14 protein-coding genes are annotated in these 15077 nt (G+C 70.7%); 7 read left to right on the forward strand and 7 right to left on the reverse strand.

The genetic code is table 11. The features are described from left to right. Positions 1 to 40: 40 nt before the first annotated feature. The 3 genes from QN350_RS16605 (at position 41) to QN350_RS16615 (ending at position 2567) form a co-directional block, all read left to right on the forward strand. Entirely contained in the window at positions 41 to 1006 is a 966-nt protein-coding gene (locus QN350_RS16605) for a phosphoribosylaminoimidazolesuccinocarboxamide synthase (RefSeq protein WP_322138666.1), read from the forward strand. Positions 1007 to 1064: 58 nt separating this feature from the next. Then, on the forward strand, positions 1065 to 1442 hold the full coding sequence (locus QN350_RS16610; protein WP_281533745.1) for a VOC family protein: 378 nt from the start codon (positions 1065 to 1067) through the stop codon (positions 1440 to 1442). Between the two features lie 288 nt (positions 1443 to 1730). Then, positions 1731 to 2567, forward strand: a complete 837-nt coding sequence (locus tag QN350_RS16615) for a VOC family protein (protein WP_322140368.1) — start codon at positions 1731 to 1733, stop codon at positions 2565 to 2567. Between the two features lie 152 nt (positions 2568 to 2719). Here the strand turns inward: QN350_RS16615 and QN350_RS16620 are convergent, their stop codons facing one another. From QN350_RS16620 to QN350_RS16630, 3 genes are all read right to left on the reverse strand, one after another. Continuing rightward, the gene (locus QN350_RS16620; RefSeq protein ID WP_322138665.1) at positions 2720 to 3805 is read right to left on the reverse strand and encodes an alpha/beta fold hydrolase; all 1086 of its coding nucleotides are present in this window, start codon (positions 3803 to 3805) and stop codon (positions 2720 to 2722) included. Positions 3806 to 3980: 175 nt separating this feature from the next. Then, on the reverse strand, positions 3981 to 5084 hold the full coding sequence (locus QN350_RS16625) for a LacI family DNA-binding transcriptional regulator (protein ID WP_322138664.1): 1104 nt from the start codon (positions 5082 to 5084) through the stop codon (positions 3981 to 3983). After that, positions 5085 to 5792 carry a helix-turn-helix domain-containing protein gene (locus QN350_RS16630; protein ID WP_323516928.1) on the reverse strand — a complete coding sequence of 236 codons (708 nt, stop codon included), beginning with the start codon at positions 5790 to 5792 and terminating at the stop codon, positions 5085 to 5087. 196 nt (positions 5793 to 5988) lie between these two features. Here QN350_RS16630 and QN350_RS16635 point away from each other — a divergent pair, with 196 nt between their 5' ends. The 3 genes from QN350_RS16635 to purQ all read left to right on the forward strand — a co-directional run bounded on the left by QN350_RS16635 (position 5989) and on the right by purQ (position 8555). Next, positions 5989 to 7407, forward strand: a complete 1419-nt coding sequence (locus tag QN350_RS16635; protein ID WP_416347739.1) for a kynureninase — start codon at positions 5989 to 5991, stop codon at positions 7405 to 7407. Positions 7408 to 7581: 174 nt separating this feature from the next. Beyond that, positions 7582 to 7857: a phosphoribosylformylglycinamidine synthase subunit PurS gene (gene purS, locus QN350_RS16640; RefSeq protein WP_281533732.1), complete on the forward strand. Its 276-nt coding sequence runs from the start codon at positions 7582 to 7584 to the stop codon at positions 7855 to 7857. Then, entirely contained in the window at positions 7857 to 8555 is a 699-nt protein-coding gene (purQ, locus tag QN350_RS16645) for a phosphoribosylformylglycinamidine synthase subunit PurQ (RefSeq protein WP_322138662.1), read from the forward strand. Before purS ends, purQ begins: the two co-directional genes overlap by 1 nt. A 208-nt stretch (positions 8556 to 8763) precedes the next feature. On the opposite strand, the gene mgrA is transcribed toward purQ, so the two are convergent. The 4 genes from mgrA to QN350_RS16665 all read right to left on the reverse strand — a co-directional run bounded on the left by mgrA (position 8764) and on the right by QN350_RS16665 (position 12501). Beyond that, positions 8764 to 9789 (reverse strand): L-glyceraldehyde 3-phosphate reductase, encoded by a 1026-nt coding sequence (gene mgrA / locus QN350_RS16650; RefSeq protein WP_322138661.1) that lies wholly within the window; start codon positions 9787 to 9789, stop codon positions 8764 to 8766. Positions 9790 to 9816: 27 nt separating this feature from the next. Beyond that, positions 9817 to 10572, reverse strand: a complete 756-nt coding sequence (locus tag QN350_RS16655; protein WP_322138660.1) for a TMEM175 family protein — start codon at positions 10570 to 10572, stop codon at positions 9817 to 9819. 64 nt (positions 10573 to 10636) lie between these two features. Beyond that, positions 10637 to 12151 (reverse strand): RNA polymerase sigma factor, encoded by a 1515-nt coding sequence (locus QN350_RS16660; RefSeq protein WP_322138659.1) that lies wholly within the window; start codon positions 12149 to 12151, stop codon positions 10637 to 10639. Next, positions 12151 to 12501 (reverse strand): YciI family protein, encoded by a 351-nt coding sequence (locus tag QN350_RS16665; RefSeq protein ID WP_322138658.1) that lies wholly within the window; start codon positions 12499 to 12501, stop codon positions 12151 to 12153. Before QN350_RS16665 ends, QN350_RS16660 begins: the two co-directional genes overlap by 1 nt. A gap of 267 nt (positions 12502 to 12768) precedes the next feature. Here QN350_RS16665 and purL point away from each other — a divergent pair, with 267 nt between their 5' ends. Continuing rightward, positions 12769 to 15075, forward strand: coding sequence for a phosphoribosylformylglycinamidine synthase subunit PurL (gene purL / locus QN350_RS16670; RefSeq protein ID WP_322138657.1), 2307 nt, complete (start codon positions 12769 to 12771; stop codon positions 15073 to 15075). Positions 15076 to 15077: the final 2 nt, after the last annotated feature.

Here is a 15077-nt window from a genome sequence, read left to right on the forward strand (position 1 = left end):
CGTTTGGCGCGGGGGCGGGGCTGTGCGGGAGAATGGGGCCGTGACCGCACTCGACCAGCCGACCGCATCCGCCCCCCTCGACCTCCCGGGCTGGCGCCACGCCTACTCCGGCAAGGTCCGCGACCTGTACGTGCCGGCCGATCCGGCAGCGGATGCCGCTGCACCCGACCTGGACGCCGCCTCCCGCGTGCTCGTGGTCGCGAGCGATCGCGTCAGCGCCTTCGACCACGTGCTCGAGCCCGGCATCCCTGGCAAGGGCGTGCTGCTCACCACGCTCAGCCTCTGGTGGTTCGGGCAGCTCGCCGGCATTCCCAACCACCTGCTGGCTGATGCTGTGACCACTGACACGGACGGCACCGCGGGCATCCCCGCTGCCGTCGCCGGCCGCGCCATGCTCTGCACGACCCTCGACATGTTCCCGATCGAGTGCGTCGTGCGCGGTTACCTCACCGGCTCCGGCTGGAAGGAATACCAGACCAGCCAGACGGTCTGCGGCCTGCCGCTCCCTGCCGGGCTGCAGAACGGCGACCGCCTGCCGGAACCGATCTACACCCCCGCGTGGAAGGCCCCGATGGGCGAGCACGACGAGAACATCTCCTTCGAGCGCACAGTGGAGCTCGTCGGCGCCGACGTCGCCGCGGAACTGCGCCGCCTCTCCCTCGAGATCTTCAGCCGGGCATCCGTCATCGCCGAGAAGAACGGCGTGATCCTCGCCGACACCAAGTTCGAGTTCGGCGCCGACCGCACGACCGGCGAGATCACCCTCGCCGACGAGGTGCTCACGAGCGACTCGAGCCGCTACTGGGATGCCGACCTCTGGCAGACCGGCACGACCCCCCAGCAGCGGATGTCGAGCTTCGACAAGCAGATCGTCCGCGACTGGCTCAGCGCGCACTGGGACCAGACCGGCACACCGCCGGCGCTCCCGGAGGACATCATCGAGCGCACCGCCGCTCGCTACCGGGAACTGCTCACCCGGCTCACCGGGACAACCGCAGGCGCCTGACCGACGCGCGCGGTCACAAGACTCGGCGCCCGGCGCCGCCGAATGTTACGCTCCGGGCATGCGAATCAAGATGTGCAGCGTCCACGTAAAAGACCCCGCCACTGCGTTCGATTTCTACACGTCCGTCCTCGGATTCGAGAAGCTTCTCGCCATGCCGGAGCACCAGCTGTACATCGTCAAGTCCGCGGAGGACCCGGACGGCGTCGGCCTCCTTCTCGAGCCGAGCGACAACAAGGTGGCCGCGAAGTACGCCCAGGGCATCCGCGCCCTCGGTCTCCCCGCGATCGTCTTCGGCAGCCCCGACGTCCGCGCCGAATACGAGCGGCTCGGCCGGCTCGGCGTGCAGTTCACGAGCGAACCGTACACGGATGCCTTCGGCACCTCCGTCCTGTTCGACGACACCTGCGGCAACCTGATCCAGCTTCACCAGGACTGACGCGACCGCGACCCGCGCCCGGCGCGACCCTGCCGACGTCCGCGCGCCCTCCCACGCCCGCGCGGGGGCTAACTCAGGAGATCCGCCCGGCCGCCTACGAGCGATGCCCGGACCAGTGCGGCGAACCGCCGGCGACCCACCGACCGCCGAATGGATTTCCTGAGTTGGCCACGCAGGGGGACGCCGACCGGGCTTCGGGGGCGCACAGGCCGGAATAGCGGGGCGAGGGCATCCGTTGAGGCAGGTGTGACCAGATCCGCATCAGAACTCCTCCCCGCGGCGACCGGAATGGGCGCCGTCACGCTGCGTGTCGGCCGCCTCGACCGCATGATCGCGTACTACCGCGACGCCGTCACGCTCAGCCTGCTCAGCCAGGACGGCCCCATCGCCGTGATGGGGCGTGGAACGACCCCGATCGTCATCCTGCAGCACGCCCCTGAGCTCACCGCCCCCGAGCCCCGCTCGAGCGGCCTGTTCCACACCGCGATCCTGTTCGAGACCCAGGCGCAACTCGCCGCGGCGGTCTACTCGGTCGCCACAAAGCATCCGGGCACCTTCACCGGAAGCGCCGATCACCTCGTCAGCCAGGCGTTCTACTTCACCGACCCCGAGGGCAACGGCATCGAGCTCTACTGGGACCGTGACCGCACCGAGTGGAGCTGGGCCCACGGCCAGGTCGAGATGGCCACGCTCGCCCTCGACCCCAACGTCTTCATCGGCGAGCACCTCACCGAGGCCGGCGTGTCCGACCCGGGTGCCGGTAACGCGATCGTGGGTCACGTGCACCTCTCCGTCGGCGACGTGCCGACCGCCCGCGCCTTCTACGTCGACCGGCTTGGCTTCGAGGCCACCGCCAACTTCGGCCCGTCCGCGCTCTTCGTCTCGGCCGGCGGGTACCACCACCACATGGCGATGAACACCTGGAACAGCGCCGGCTCCGGCAGGCGCCGCCTGGCCCTCGGGCTCGGCGAGGTCGACATCGTGCTGCCCGTCGCCGACGACCTCGGTGCACTCACCGAGCGGATGTCCCACTTCGGCATCGAGACCCGGCACGACGGGCAAACGCTCGGCTTCGACGACCCCTGGGGCAACCAGATCGTGGTGCGCACGGCCACCCCCGCCTGAGCCCGGCACGCCCGCATCCGGCTCACGCTCACGGTTCAGCGAGTGTCGCCGTTCTTGCCGAATCGACCCGCTACACCGGCGACAGTCGGCGCGGACGGCGACACTCGGCGCTGGTGCGGGCGCGGCAGTGCGGCACGGGCGCGGCGCGGCGGCTAGCGCTGCGGGTCCTCGACCGCCGGATGCGCGCGGTCGCGACCCCAGAACTCGTCGAGCAGGTCGGCGGTCGCCTCCGGATTCTCGAGCTGCGGCGAGTGCGCGGCCTCCGGGATGATCGCGTACCGGGCATCGAGCAGGCCGGCCATACTCGCCTGCCAGTCCTGGGGCCAGGCCGGGTCGTCGACGCCGTGCGCGACCAGGGTGTCGAGGCCGGTCGCGAGCAACTCGCCGGTGGTGTCGTTCTCGTCGCTGAGGATCGCGGCGGCGCCAAGCAGCTGATCGTCGCTCGTGGCTCCCATCCGCAGACGGCGGAACGCCTCGTCGGCGGTCAGGGCGGCGTCGGGGAGGCCGACGGTGTGCGCATTGTCCTCGTTCCACCAGGCCGCCGACCCGCGCTCGCTGACGATCGCAGCCTCGCGCTCCATCCGCCCGGTCCAGCCGTGGGGACCGGAGCAGAGCAGGGTGACGTCAAGGAATGCCTCTGGCGCCAGGATCGCGGCGGCCCGGGCGACGACCCCGCCGAAGCTGTGCCCGAGCAGGTGCACCGGCCGGCCGCTGCCGACGAGTGCGGCCACGGCGACGACATCCTGGGCGAAGGCCTCGAGCGTGTAGTTCTCGGCGCCGGCGGGGGCCGCGGAGTCTGCCTGCCCGCGCTGGCTGTACGACCAGGCGTCCCAGCCGCGTTCGGCGAGGAGCGGCAGAAAGCCGCCGAAGTCCTCCTTCGAGCCGGTGAAGCCCGGCACGAGCAATACGACACCGCGAGCGGATGCCTCCGGCCGGGCATGCAGGGCCGTCACGCGCCCGACGGGCAGGTCGATGCCGACGTTCGCGACGGCATCCGTCAGGGGGACCGGCAGGGTGCCGAAGCGGGGCACCCCTGGCCAGCCGTCGAACAAGCGATCAGACGGGGCGAAGGTCGGGGCCGTGACGGGACCGTCGACAGCGACATCAGGATCAGCGACATCAACATCGGCGCCGGTGTCGTCAGCGGCGCCGAAAGCCGTGAGGTCGGCGACGACGTCGGCCTCGGCCGAATGCCGCCCGGTCGCGGGCGGGGTAGCGGTCGGGTCTATCGTGCTCATGGTGCGCTCCATTTCCGGCCTGACGCGGTGCTGCCGAGGATTCCCAGCCTAGGCGCGCCGGCACCGGCGCTGCGGCCGAGAATCGCAGCCCCCGTCGAGGTGACCCCGTCCACCGGTGACATTCGGTACACACGGCGACAGCAGCACTCTGGGGCGCGACGGCCTTGGCGCGCGGTCAGGACGGGAGGGTGCCCTCTGAGCTTTCGCGGAGCAGGACCTTCACGGGCAGGCGCGCGGTGATCGGCGGCTGGTCCGGGTGCTCGATCCGGCTGAGCATCGCCCGGATCGCCGCTCGCCCGAGTTCGACCATCGGCTGGTACACGGTCGTGAGGCGCGGAGTGGACAGGCTCCCGCTTTCGATGCCGTCGAAGCCGGTCACAATGACGTCATCGGGCACCCGGACGCCGGCGGGCACGAGCACGTCGAGCATGCCGAGCGCGGTGCGGTCGTTCGCACAGACCAGGGCCCGCGGCATCCGCCCGGTGGCGAGCAGCGTTTCGGCGAGCCGGCGGGCACGGATGCGCGAGAAGTCGCCCTGCAGGATCGTCGCGGCAGCGGGGTCGAGGCCCGCCCCCTCGAGAGCTTCGACGAAGCCCTGGTACCGCTCCGCGCTGTCCGGCGAATCGGCGGGTCCGGCGACGAAGGCGAGGTCCGTGGTGTCGCCACTCTCGAGGAGGTGCGCGGTGAGCGCGCGCATTCCTTCCCGGTTGCTGACGCTGACGTGGTCGAAGTCCACCTCGGCGCAGCGGCGCGGGCCGCCGATCAACACGACCGGAATCCGACGCGAGACGTGCTTGAGGAGCTCGTCCGGAACGCTGCCGGCGAGCACCGCCACCGCATCGACCCGCCCGGCGATGTCCCGCACCATGTCGGCGGGATTGGCATCCCTGCCGACGCCTACCATGAGGGCAAAACCGTGGCGCCACGCCTCGCGCTCGCTGCCGCGCAGCACCCCGTCGAAGGAGAGGTTCGGCGGAGCGACCTCGCTGCCGCCCGCCGTGTCGACGACCATCGAGACCGACAGGTCCTGCACGAACGGCGCCTCTCCCCGGTCGTCCTCGTCGTCGATACCGGGGAAGAACAGGCCGAGGACACCGGTGCGCTGGACCGCGAGGCACCGTGCACTCGCGCTCGGAACGTAGCCGAGGGCCTGCACAGAGTCGAGGACCCGCTCCCGGGTCGACTCGCGCACGTCATTCGGACGGCGCAGCACCCGGGACACCGTCGCGATCGACACCGCCGCGTGGGCGGCGACGTCGTAGACGGTCGCGACCTTCACTCAGGCCCCGGATCCCGCTGCGCGGCCGGATGCGGCTCGCTTGGCGCGACGGGTGACCCCGTGAACCGCTGCCTGGAACTCGCGGGCGGCAAGCGGGCGGCCGGGCAGCCGGGGTCGGTCCGTTGCCGGCAGCCGCAGGCCGTCGAGCACGATCGCGAGCTGCCTGCGCCACTGGCCGGTGTGACCGCCGCCGTGCGTGCCGAGAGAACCGACCATGGTGACCAGCACCGCGAGATCGACCGCGTCGACATCCGCCCGCAGGGCACCGTCCTTCTTTGCGCGAGCGACGAGACCGGCGATCACGGCCTGGAACTCGGTGCCCTTGCCGCTGCCGGGGTCGATGACCTCCATGCGCTTGAGAATGTGCGGGAGCGCCGGATCGGCGACAAGCCACTCGGCGACACGCTCCATGTAGAGCTCGATGCCGGCCCAGGCCGTCTGCGCCGCGGCGATTTCGTCGCGGACGGTCGCGAGTTCGGCGAGCGCGATGTCGTAGAGGGCGCGCACGAGGTCGTCCCTGGTCGGGAAGTTGCGGTACAGGGTGGCCACGCCGACGTCGGCGCGGCGGGCGATCTCCTCGAGGGAGGCGTCGACCCCGTTCTGCGCGATGAGCGCCCGCGCCTCGATGATCAGGCGCTCTCGGTTCTGCCGGGCGTCGCGTCGACGCGGTTGCGCCCCGTCCTGCGGGGTCTGTTCGGACGAAGTCATGGAGACGATTGTAAGTCCCCCGGCTATGACGAGTCGGAGGGAATCCTCCATGTCGCCTGTGCCAGCGCCCGGAATCCGTCGTCCGGGATAGAATCTCGCCGGAGAACCGGTCTCGCGCGCGAACCCGTGAATCTCGCCGGAGAACGCGTCGCGCCGGTCGACAGCTCGCAGCGGCCATGAAAACCAAGGACTCCCGATGACGCCTCCCCTCGACCCGAGCCGCACCCGACTCGAAAACAGCACGGATGCCCACCTCGTCTTCGCCCGCCGAATGGACCGCATCGACGGGTTGGCGCACTACCGCCGGCAGTTCGTGGGCACTGAGGCAGGCGGTGCGGCGGGCGGTGCGGCGGGCGGTGCGGCGGGCAGCGCGGCGGGCAGCGCGGCCAGTCCCTTCGTCTACCTCGACGGCAATTCGCTCGGCCGGCCCACGCTCGCGAGTGTCGGGCGGATCACCGAGTTCCTGACCCACAACTGGGGCACCCGGCTGATCCGCGGCTGGGACGAGGAGTGGATGGAGCTTCCCTTCCGGATCGGCGACGAACTCGGGCGGATAGCGCTCGGGGCGGGCCCCGGCCAGGTCTTCATCGGCGACTCGACGACCGTACTGCTCTATAAACTCGCCCGGGCCGCGGTGGACTATCGCAGGGTGGGCTCCGAACCGGCGCGCACCGAGATCGTGCTCGACACCGACAACTTCCCTACCGACCGGTACCTCCTCGAGGGCATCGCGGCCGAGCGCGGGCTGACGCTGCACTGGATCCACTCCGACCCTGCCGGCGGGGTCTCGCTCGACCAGGTGCGCGCGGCGATCGGCCCGCAGACGGCGCTCGTGCTGCTGAGCCACGTCGCCTACCGCTCGGGGTACCTCGCCGACATGCGCCGGATCACCGCCGCGGCGCATGCGGTCGGGGCCCTCGTCCTCTGGGACCTCAGCCACTCCGTCGGCTCCGTCCCCGTCGAGCTGGACCTCTGCGACGTCGACCTCGCCGTCGGCTGTTCGTACAAATACCTCAACGGCGGACCGGGGGCGCCGGCCTTCGGGTACGTGCGCCGCGACCTGCAGGACGTGCTCACCCAGCCGATCCAGGGCTGGATGGGGACCAGGGACGTGTTCACGATGGGGCCGGGGTACCACCCGGCCGACGGCATCCGCCGGTTTCAGAGCGGGACGCCGCCGATCGTCGGCATGCTCGCGATGCAGGACACGATCGCGATGATCGGCGAAGCGGGCATCGACGAGGTGCGGTCCAAGTCGGTCGCGCTCACCGAGTTCGCGATCACCCTCGTCGACGAGTGGCTCGCGCCCCTCGGTGCGACCCTCACGTCGCCACGAGACCCGCGCCACCGCGGCGGCCACGTCACCGTCAACCACCCGGCGATGCGCCAGGTCACGACGACGCTCTGGGAACACGACGTCATCCCCGATTTCCGTGGGCCGGAGGGTCTGCGGATCGGGCTGTCGCCGCTCAGCACGAGCTTCGTCGAGACGCTCGAGGGGGTCGCGGCGATCCGTGACGTGCTCCGCGGGGTACTGCTCGGGCAGGCCGGCCTCGCGCCGGGGACCGGCATCCCGGCGGCCTTCGGGCAGAGCGGCGCCGGAAGCGGCCGGTAGCCGTCGATGGACCGGCGCCACGTTTCGATTGCGGAGAAAACACCTCCGCCCGCGCCGGGAGGGTGCTTTCTCCGCAACTCAGCATGAGCTGAGGCGATAGAGACCGACCCGGGCGCTGCCCTTGTGGACTGTAGAATCGAGGCATCCACGCCCCCGACGCCACCGGAGTGAACCATGCCAACCATCGTCGTTGAAGTTATGCCCAAGGCCGAGCTGCTCGACCCGCAGGGAAAAGCCGTCGCCGGCGTCCTCGGCCGCCTCGGCAAGAGCCGCTTCACGAGCGTTCGCCTCGGCAAGCGTTTTGAGCTCACCATCGACGGGCCCGTCGACGAGGCCGTGCTCGCCGAAGTGCGCGAGCTCGCCGACTCCGTGCTCTCCAACGCCGTGATCGAAGACGTCGTCGGCATCCACGTCGTCGGCGCAGACAGCACGGTCGGGGCATCCGCCTGATGCGCATCGGCGTCGTCACCTTCCCCGGTTCGCTCGACGACCGTGACGCGCAGCGCGCGATCCGGATCGCCGGCGCGGAACCCGTCGCACTCTGGCACGGCGAGCACGACCTGCGCGGCGTCGACGCGATCGTGCTGCCCGGCGGCTTCAGCTACGGCGACTACCTGCGCGCGGGCGCGATCGCGAGCCTCTCGCCGATCATGGCCGAGGTCATCGACGCAGCGAACAGCGGCATGCCGGTGCTCGGCATCTGCAACGGCTTCCAGATGCTCACCGAGGCGCACCTGCTCGAGGGCGGGCTCATTCGCAACGACCACGGCTCCTTCATCTGCCGCGACCAGCAGCTGCGCGTCGAGAACACCGACACCGTCTGGACGAGCGGCTTCACCACCGGCCAGGAAATCACCATCCCGCTCAAGAACGGCGAGGGCGGCTTCATCGCCTCCGCCGAGACCCTCGCCGAGCTCGAGGGCGAAGGCCGGGTCGTCGTGCGCTACGTCGGACTGAACCCGAACGGCTCCCTCAACGATATCGCCGGCATCAGCAACGCCCGCGGCAACGTCGTCGGCCTGATGCCGCACCCCGAACACGCGGTCGAGGCCGGCTTCGGCCCCGACACCGCGTCCGCGATGCGCAGCGGCACCGACGGGCTCACGTTCTTCACCTCCGCGATCGAGCGGATGCTCGCAGCCGCGTAACCCGCACCCCGCGGTGCGCGCGGGGCCCGGCCCGGCCGCGCGCCCGCATCCGCTCGCCCCATCTCGCGCCGTCGCACCGTCTCGCGCTGACCAGCCCCGGGTCCGCCCTAACCAATTCGACGGACTTTTTGCCAAAAAAGTACGTGGGAGGCCGTTTTCGGGCCTCACAACCCAAAATCTCCGTCGAATTGGTTCGGCGCACGGGCCCTCAGACGGCGGCGGATGCCTCCCACAGGTTGATGCCGGCATCGACCGCGTGCTTGTCGATCGCGTTGAGCTCCGCTGTTGTGAAGGCCAGGTTCTCGACGGCGGCGACGTTGGTCTCGAGCTGTGCGACCGAGGACGCCCCGATCAGCGCCGACGTCACCTCGGGGCGCCGCAGAACCCAGGCGAGGGCGAGCTGCGCGAGCGACTGCCCGCGTGCCTCGGCGATGTCGGTCAGGGCACGGATATGAGTGAGCGTCTCGTCGCTGACCATATCGCTTTTCATCGACCCGGCGCGCGCCGCCCGCGAGTCCGCGGGCACCCCGTGCAGGTACCGGTCGGTGAGCAGCCCCTGGGCGAGCGGGGAGAAGGCGATGCAGCCGACGCCGAGGTCCTCGAGGGTGGTCAGCAGGTCGTCCTCGACCCAGCGGTTGAACATCGAGTACGAGGGCTGGTGGATCAGCAGCGGCGTGCCGAGGTCGGCGAGGATCGCCGCGGCCTGCCGGGTGCGCTCGGGCGAGTACGAGGAGATGCCGGCGTAAAGAGCACGGCCGCTCGTGACGGCGGTGTGCAGCGCGCCCATGGTCTCCTCGAGCGGGGTGTCCGGGTCCGCGCGGTGCGAGTAGAACACGTCGACGTAGTCGAGGCCCATCCGTCCGAGGGACTGGTCGAGGCTCGCGAGCAGCGACTTGCGGGAGCCCCACTCCCCATACGGGCCCGCCCACATGTCGTAGCCGGCCTTGGTCGAAATGACGAGCTCGTCGCGGTGCGGACGGAAGTCCTGCTTGAGGTGGATCCCGAAGTTGCTCTCGGCGCTGCCGTACGGCGGGCCGTAGTTGTTGGCGAGGTCGAAGTGCGTCACGCCGAGGTCGAAGGCACGGCGCAGGATCGCGCGCTGCGTCTCGAGCGGGGTGACCCCGCCGAAGTTCTGCCACAGCCCGAGCGATACGGCCGGGAGTTTGAGGCCGCTCTTCCCGGTGCGGCGGTAGGGCATGGACTCATATCTGGTGTCAGCCGGAAGGTAGGTCATTCCTCCATCGTGGCACGGTGCATCCGTTCAGGGGCTCGGCGCGGCGGGCGTGCCGGGCGGGATGGGTGCGGTCGACGCGGCAGGCGCGGCGGGCCTGCCCGCGGGCGGCCGGGGGCGCACGGCCGGCTCGAGCTCGTCCGGGCGCACGAGTCTGGCCCGACTGAGCGCGATGGATGCGGGTGAGATCGCGAGCCAGCTCAGCATCGCGATCAGGGGCTGGCCGAGAAGGGCGATCACGATCGAGACCAGGAACGCGACTCCGGGCACCAGGATGTTGCGCCGCACGTAGCGATACAGCCCCCGGTCGACCAGGGGGCTGAGCAGGCCCGCCCTCCTGGCGTGCACCCAGATCAGGCACTGGACGCCGTCGATCAGCGCGACCGTGCCCGCGTAGAGTACGACGCCCGCGACCTCCGGGCCGTATTCGCTGAGCACCGCCGTGGGAAACGGCACGAACGCGACCAGCATCAGGAGCAGCAGGTCGAGTTGCACGAGCCGCCGGTCGACCCGGTCGATCACCTGGAACCTGCGGAAATGGCTCGACCAGTTCAGGCCGATCACAGCGAAGCTGAGCACGTAGGCGAACAATTTGGGCGCCTGGTCGAGCAGCGCCCCACCGAGCTCGTCCCGTGGGACCGTCGCGAGCGAGGGCACCCGCAAGTCGAGCACGAGGAGCGTCATCGCAATGGCGAAGACGGCATCGCTGAAGAACTCAAGTCTCTCGGTCGAGTCCCTGGCCGCGAGGAGCGCCCGGTGGCGGGCCCGAACCGATGGTCTCTCCATGCCAGCAATGTACCCGCGGATGCGGGCGCACGGGCGGCCACGCCTGCCGTAGAGCGGATCTGACTCAGAGCGGATGCCGGCGCGCGAGCAGCCGGCGCTGCGCCGCAGACTCGGTGAGCCCGGCCGCCACGACAGCAGCGGCGCCCGCCTCCCGGTCGCGCCCCAGCCGGCGGAGCAGTTCCGCTCGGGTCGCGTGGAACCAGAAGTAGTCGCCGAGACCGTCGATCCGGTCGACGGCGGCGAGCGCAGCGTCCGGGTCGCCGCTCTCGGCGAGGGCGGCCGCCCGGTTCAGCCGTACGACCGGGCTCGGGTCGAGGTGGAGCAGCACGTCGTACCAGGCGAGGACAGCGTCCCAGTCGGTGGCCGCGGCATCCGCTGCGAGGGCGTGGCAGGCGGCGATCGCGGCCGTGACCGCGAACCTCTCCGGGCGGATGCTGCTGCCGCGGATCGCGGACGCGGCGAGCTCGATGCCCTCCGCGGCGAGGCCCCGGTCCCAGAGGCCGCGGTCCTGGTCGGCGAGGAGGACGATGTCGCCCGCGTCATCGAACCGGGCGCGCAGCCGGGAGTGCTGGAGCAGCATCGTCGCGAGCAGTCCCTCGAGCACGGGCTCACCCGGCATCAGCTCGACGAGCAGCCGCCCCAGCCGGATCGCCTCCTCGGCAACGGATGCGCCGGGCGGCCCTGTCTGCGCGGCCGGCGGGGCCGAGCTAGGCACCTGCGAGATCGGTGGCGCCTCCGGCGGCGGAAGCTCCAGCGTCGCTGGCGATACCGAAAGCGACGCGGGCGGCGCGGGCGAAACCGACGCGGACACGGGAGGCGGGGCATCCGCCGACCGGGACGCGTACCCCTCGGTGAACAGCAGGAACACAGTCGTCGCGACGGCGCCCAGCCGGCCGGGCAGCTCCTCCGCGTCAGGAACCCGGTAGCGAATGCCGGCGTCGGCGATCTTGCGCCGCGCCCGGGTGAGGCGCTTGGCCATCGTCGCCTCCGAGACGAGGAGCGCCCGGGCGACCTCAGCGACGCTCAGCCCGCAGAGCACATGCAGGCTGAGCGCGACCTGCGCCTCCTGCGCGAGCGCCGGGTGGCAGCAGGTGAAGATCAGCCGGAGCTGGTCGTCGCGGACGACGCCGGGCGGGGTGTCATCGGGTGCCCGTTGCACGGCCAGGATGATCGCCTCCCGTTCCTTGTTCGGCCGCGCGCCCTCCCGCCGGAGCAGGTCGATCACTCGCCGCTTGGCCGCAAGGGTGAGCCACGCGCGCGGATTCGGCGGCACGCCGATGCGACGCCAGGTCTCCAGGGCGCTGATGGCGGCGTCCTGCACGGCGTCCTCGGCCAGGGCCAGGTCCCCGGTCAGACGGATGACGGTGGCCAGCACCCGGCGCCCCTCGCCACGCAGCAGCGCGGCGAGGGCCTCGGCCGGGTCGGGGCCGGCCTCGACTGCCGCGCTCGGGATCGTCCCGTGAGGTGGCGCAGATCGACGTTCGTCGGCAGCGGGAACATCGAAATGCGACACCTCAGGTCGCCCGGACCGGGCGGGGACGACCTCGGGGATACCGCCGCCGGCATCCGTCGCCGTCATCACATCAGGGTCGGGACCGTCGGACGCACCTCGACGACGCCGTTCCAGGCGGCGGGGATCGCGGCCGCGTGCCGGATCGCCTCGTCGAGGCTGTCGCACTCGAGCAGGTAGAAGCCGGTCAGGGCCTCCTTCGTTTCGGCGTACGGGCCGTCGCCGATGACGATGTCGCCGCCCTTGCCGCCGGTGACCCGCACGGTCGTCGCGGTCTGGGTCGGGTAGAGCGCGGCGCCGCCGCGGATGACGGCCTCGGCGTCGCGGCCGAATTCCTGGTACTCCGCCATTTCGGCCGCCTGCTCTGGGGCGGTCCAGTCGACGTCGCGGGTGTAGATCAGGGCAACATAGCTGGGCATGGTGACTCCTTCATCGGGGATTTCATCGAATGACCCATCGGGAATGGTGGGATCTACTCTAGGAACGAACGGGGCCGTCCCGAAAGGACATCGCGGGCCGAATCCTCGGCACCTGTTGCCGGTGCGGACAACTGTGGCCGGTGCGCCGGTCACAGTTGTCCGCAGCGGCAACAGTTGGCACTGGCGAGAGCCGACAGGGGGCGCCGGGAAGGCAACCGGTAGACTGGGCCGCGCTAAGCATCCGTTGACTCTGGGAGTACACCGCTCGTGACCGCTGCCTCAAACACCCCCTCCCGCGGCATCGCCGACACCGTCGCGAACGCGATCGCCACCCCGGACAAGGACCAGCCCTTCGGCGCGCTCGGCCTGACCGCGGGCGAGTACCAGGAGATCCGCACCATCCTCGGCCGCCGCCCCACGAGCGGCGAGCTCGCGATGTACTCGGTGATGTGGAGCGAGCACTGCTCCTACAAGAGCTCGAAGAAGTACCTGCGCCAGTTCGGCGACAAGGTCTCCCCCGCCATGAAGAAGAACCTGATGGTCGGCATGGGCGAGAACGCGGGCGTGCTCGACGTCGGCGAGGGCTGGGCCGTCACCTTCAAGATCGAGTCACACAACCACCCCTCCTACATCGAGCCGTTCCAGGGCGCCGCGACCGGCGTCGGCGGCATCGTGCGCGACATCATCTCGATGGGCGCCCGCCCGGTCGCCGTGATGGACGCCCTCCGCTTCGGCCGTATCGACGACCCGGACACCGCGCGCGTCGTGCACGGCGTCGTCTCCGGCATCTCGTTCTACGGCAACTGCCTCGGCCTGCCGAACATCGGCGGCGAGACCTGGTTCGACTCGGTCTACCAGGGCAACCCGCTCGTCAACGCGCTCTCGGTCGGCGTGCTGCGCCACGAGGACCTGCACCTCGCCAACGCCCGCGGCGTGGGCAACAAGGTCGTGCTCTTCGGGGCCCGCACCGGCGGAGACGGCATCGGCGGGGCATCCATTCTCGCCTCGGACACCTTCAGCGCCGACGGCCCCACCAAGCGGCCCGCGGTGCAGGTCGGCGACCCCTTTGCCGAGAAGGTGCTCATCGAGTGCTGCCTCGAACTGTTCCGCGACAAGCTCGTCGAGGGCATCCAGGACCTCGGCGCGGCCGGCATCAGCTGCGCGACCTCGGAACTCGCCTCGAACGGCGACGGCGGCATGTACATCCAGCTCGAGAAGGTGCTGCTGCGCGACCCGACGCTCACCGCCGAGGAGATCCTGATGAGCGAGAGCCAGGAGCGGATGATGGCGGTCGTCACGCCCGAGAAGCTCGAGGGCTTCCTCGCGATGACCAAAAAGTGGGACGTCGAGACGAGCGTGCTCGGCGAGGTCACCGACACCGGCCGACTCGTGATCGACTGGAACGGCGAGGAGATCGTCAACGTCGACCCGCGCACGGTCGCGATCGACGGCCCGGTCTACGACCGCCCGGTCGCCTACCCGACCTGGATCGACGCACTGCAGGCCGACTCGGCCTCGACGTTGCCCCGGTCGACGGATGCCGCGGACTTGCGCGAGCAGTTCCTCGCCCTTCTGGGCTCGCCCAACCTCGCGGACCCGAGCTGGATCACCGACCAGTACGACCGCTACGTGCTCGGCAACACCGCGCTCTCCTTCCCCGACGACGCCGGCATGATCCGCATCGACGAGGAGTCGGGCCTCGGCTTCGTCATCGCGACCGACGCCAACGGCCGCTACTGCCAGCTCGACCCGTACCGTGGCGCCCAGCTCGCCCTCGCCGAGGCGTACCGCAACGTCGCCGCGACCGGCGCGGTGCCGGTCGGCATCAGCGACTGCCTCAACTTCGGCTCCCCCGAGAACCCCGAGGTGATGTGGCAGTTCGAACGCGCCGTCACGGCCCTCGCCGACGGATGCCTCGAGCTCGAGATCCCGGTCACCGGCGGCAACGTGTCGTTTTACAACCAGACCGGCGACCAGCCGATTTACCCGACGCCCGTCGTCGCGGTGCTCGGCGTGATCGACGACGTCGCCCGCCGGGTGCCGAGCGGCTGGCAGGACGACGGACACAACATCTACCTGCTCGGCATCACCCGCGAGGAGCTCGACGGCTCGGCGTGGGCCGATGTCGTGCACGGGCACCTCGGCGGCCTGCCGCCGGTCGTCGACTTGGCCGGGGAGGCCCGGCTTGCCGGCCTGCTCCATGCGGCGTCGATCGAGGCGCTCGTCGACAGCGCGCACGACCTGTCCTCCGGCGGGCTCGCGCAGACCCTGGCCGAAGCAGTGCTCCGGTTCGGGGTCGGGGCCCGCGTGTGGCTCGGCGACATCTGCGAGCGGGACGGGATCGACGCATCCGTCGCCCTGTTCTCGGAGTCGGCCGGCCGCGTCATCGTCTCGGTGCCGCGCGAGGACGACGTGAAGTTCCTCGGCCTCTGCGAAGGCCGCAACTACCCGGTGCTGCGCATCGGTGTCACCGACAACACGCTCGACGCCCTGGAGATCCAGGACGTCTTCACCGTCTCCCTCGCCGACCTGCAGTCGCGCCACCGCGCCACCCTCCCCGCCCACTTCGCCTAGCC

Source organism: Cryobacterium sp. 10I5, from assembly GCF_035019865.1.
Classification (GTDB): Bacteria; Actinomycetota; Actinomycetes; order Actinomycetales; family Microbacteriaceae; genus Cryobacterium; species Cryobacterium breve_A.

What these genes read in the sequence shown, in the direction of transcription:
- QN350_RS16655 (WP_322138660.1), bottom strand. Translation starts at nt 10,572, where the DNA reads ATGGAGAGACCATCGGTTCGGGCCCGCCACCGGGCGCTCCTCGCGGCC.
- QN350_RS16665 (WP_322138658.1), bottom strand. Translation starts at nt 12,501, where the DNA reads ATGCCCAGCTATGTTGCCCTGATCTACACCCGCGACGTCGACTGGACC.
- purS (WP_281533732.1), top strand. Translation starts at nt 7,582, where the DNA reads ATGCCAACCATCGTCGTTGAAGTTATGCCCAAGGCCGAGCTGCTCGAC.
- QN350_RS16630 (WP_323516928.1), bottom strand. Translation starts at nt 5,792, where the DNA reads ATGACTTCGTCCGAACAGACCCCGCAGGACGGGGCGCAACCGCGTCGA.
- QN350_RS16610 (WP_281533745.1), top strand. Translation starts at nt 1,065, where the DNA reads ATGCGAATCAAGATGTGCAGCGTCCACGTAAAAGACCCCGCCACTGCG.
- mgrA (WP_322138661.1), bottom strand. Translation starts at nt 9,789, where the DNA reads ATGACCTACCTTCCGGCTGACACCAGATATGAGTCCATGCCCTACCGC.
- QN350_RS16660 (WP_322138659.1), bottom strand. Translation starts at nt 12,151, where the DNA reads ATGACGGCGACGGATGCCGGCGGCGGTATCCCCGAGGTCGTCCCCGCC.
- QN350_RS16620 (WP_322138665.1), bottom strand. Translation starts at nt 3,805, where the DNA reads ATGAGCACGATAGACCCGACCGCTACCCCGCCCGCGACCGGGCGGCAT.
- purQ (WP_322138662.1), top strand. Translation starts at nt 7,857, where the DNA reads ATGCGCATCGGCGTCGTCACCTTCCCCGGTTCGCTCGACGACCGTGAC.
- QN350_RS16635 (WP_416347739.1), top strand. Translation starts at nt 5,989, where the DNA reads ATGACGCCTCCCCTCGACCCGAGCCGCACCCGACTCGAAAACAGCACG.
- QN350_RS16615 (WP_322140368.1), top strand. Translation starts at nt 1,731, where the DNA reads ATGGGCGCCGTCACGCTGCGTGTCGGCCGCCTCGACCGCATGATCGCG.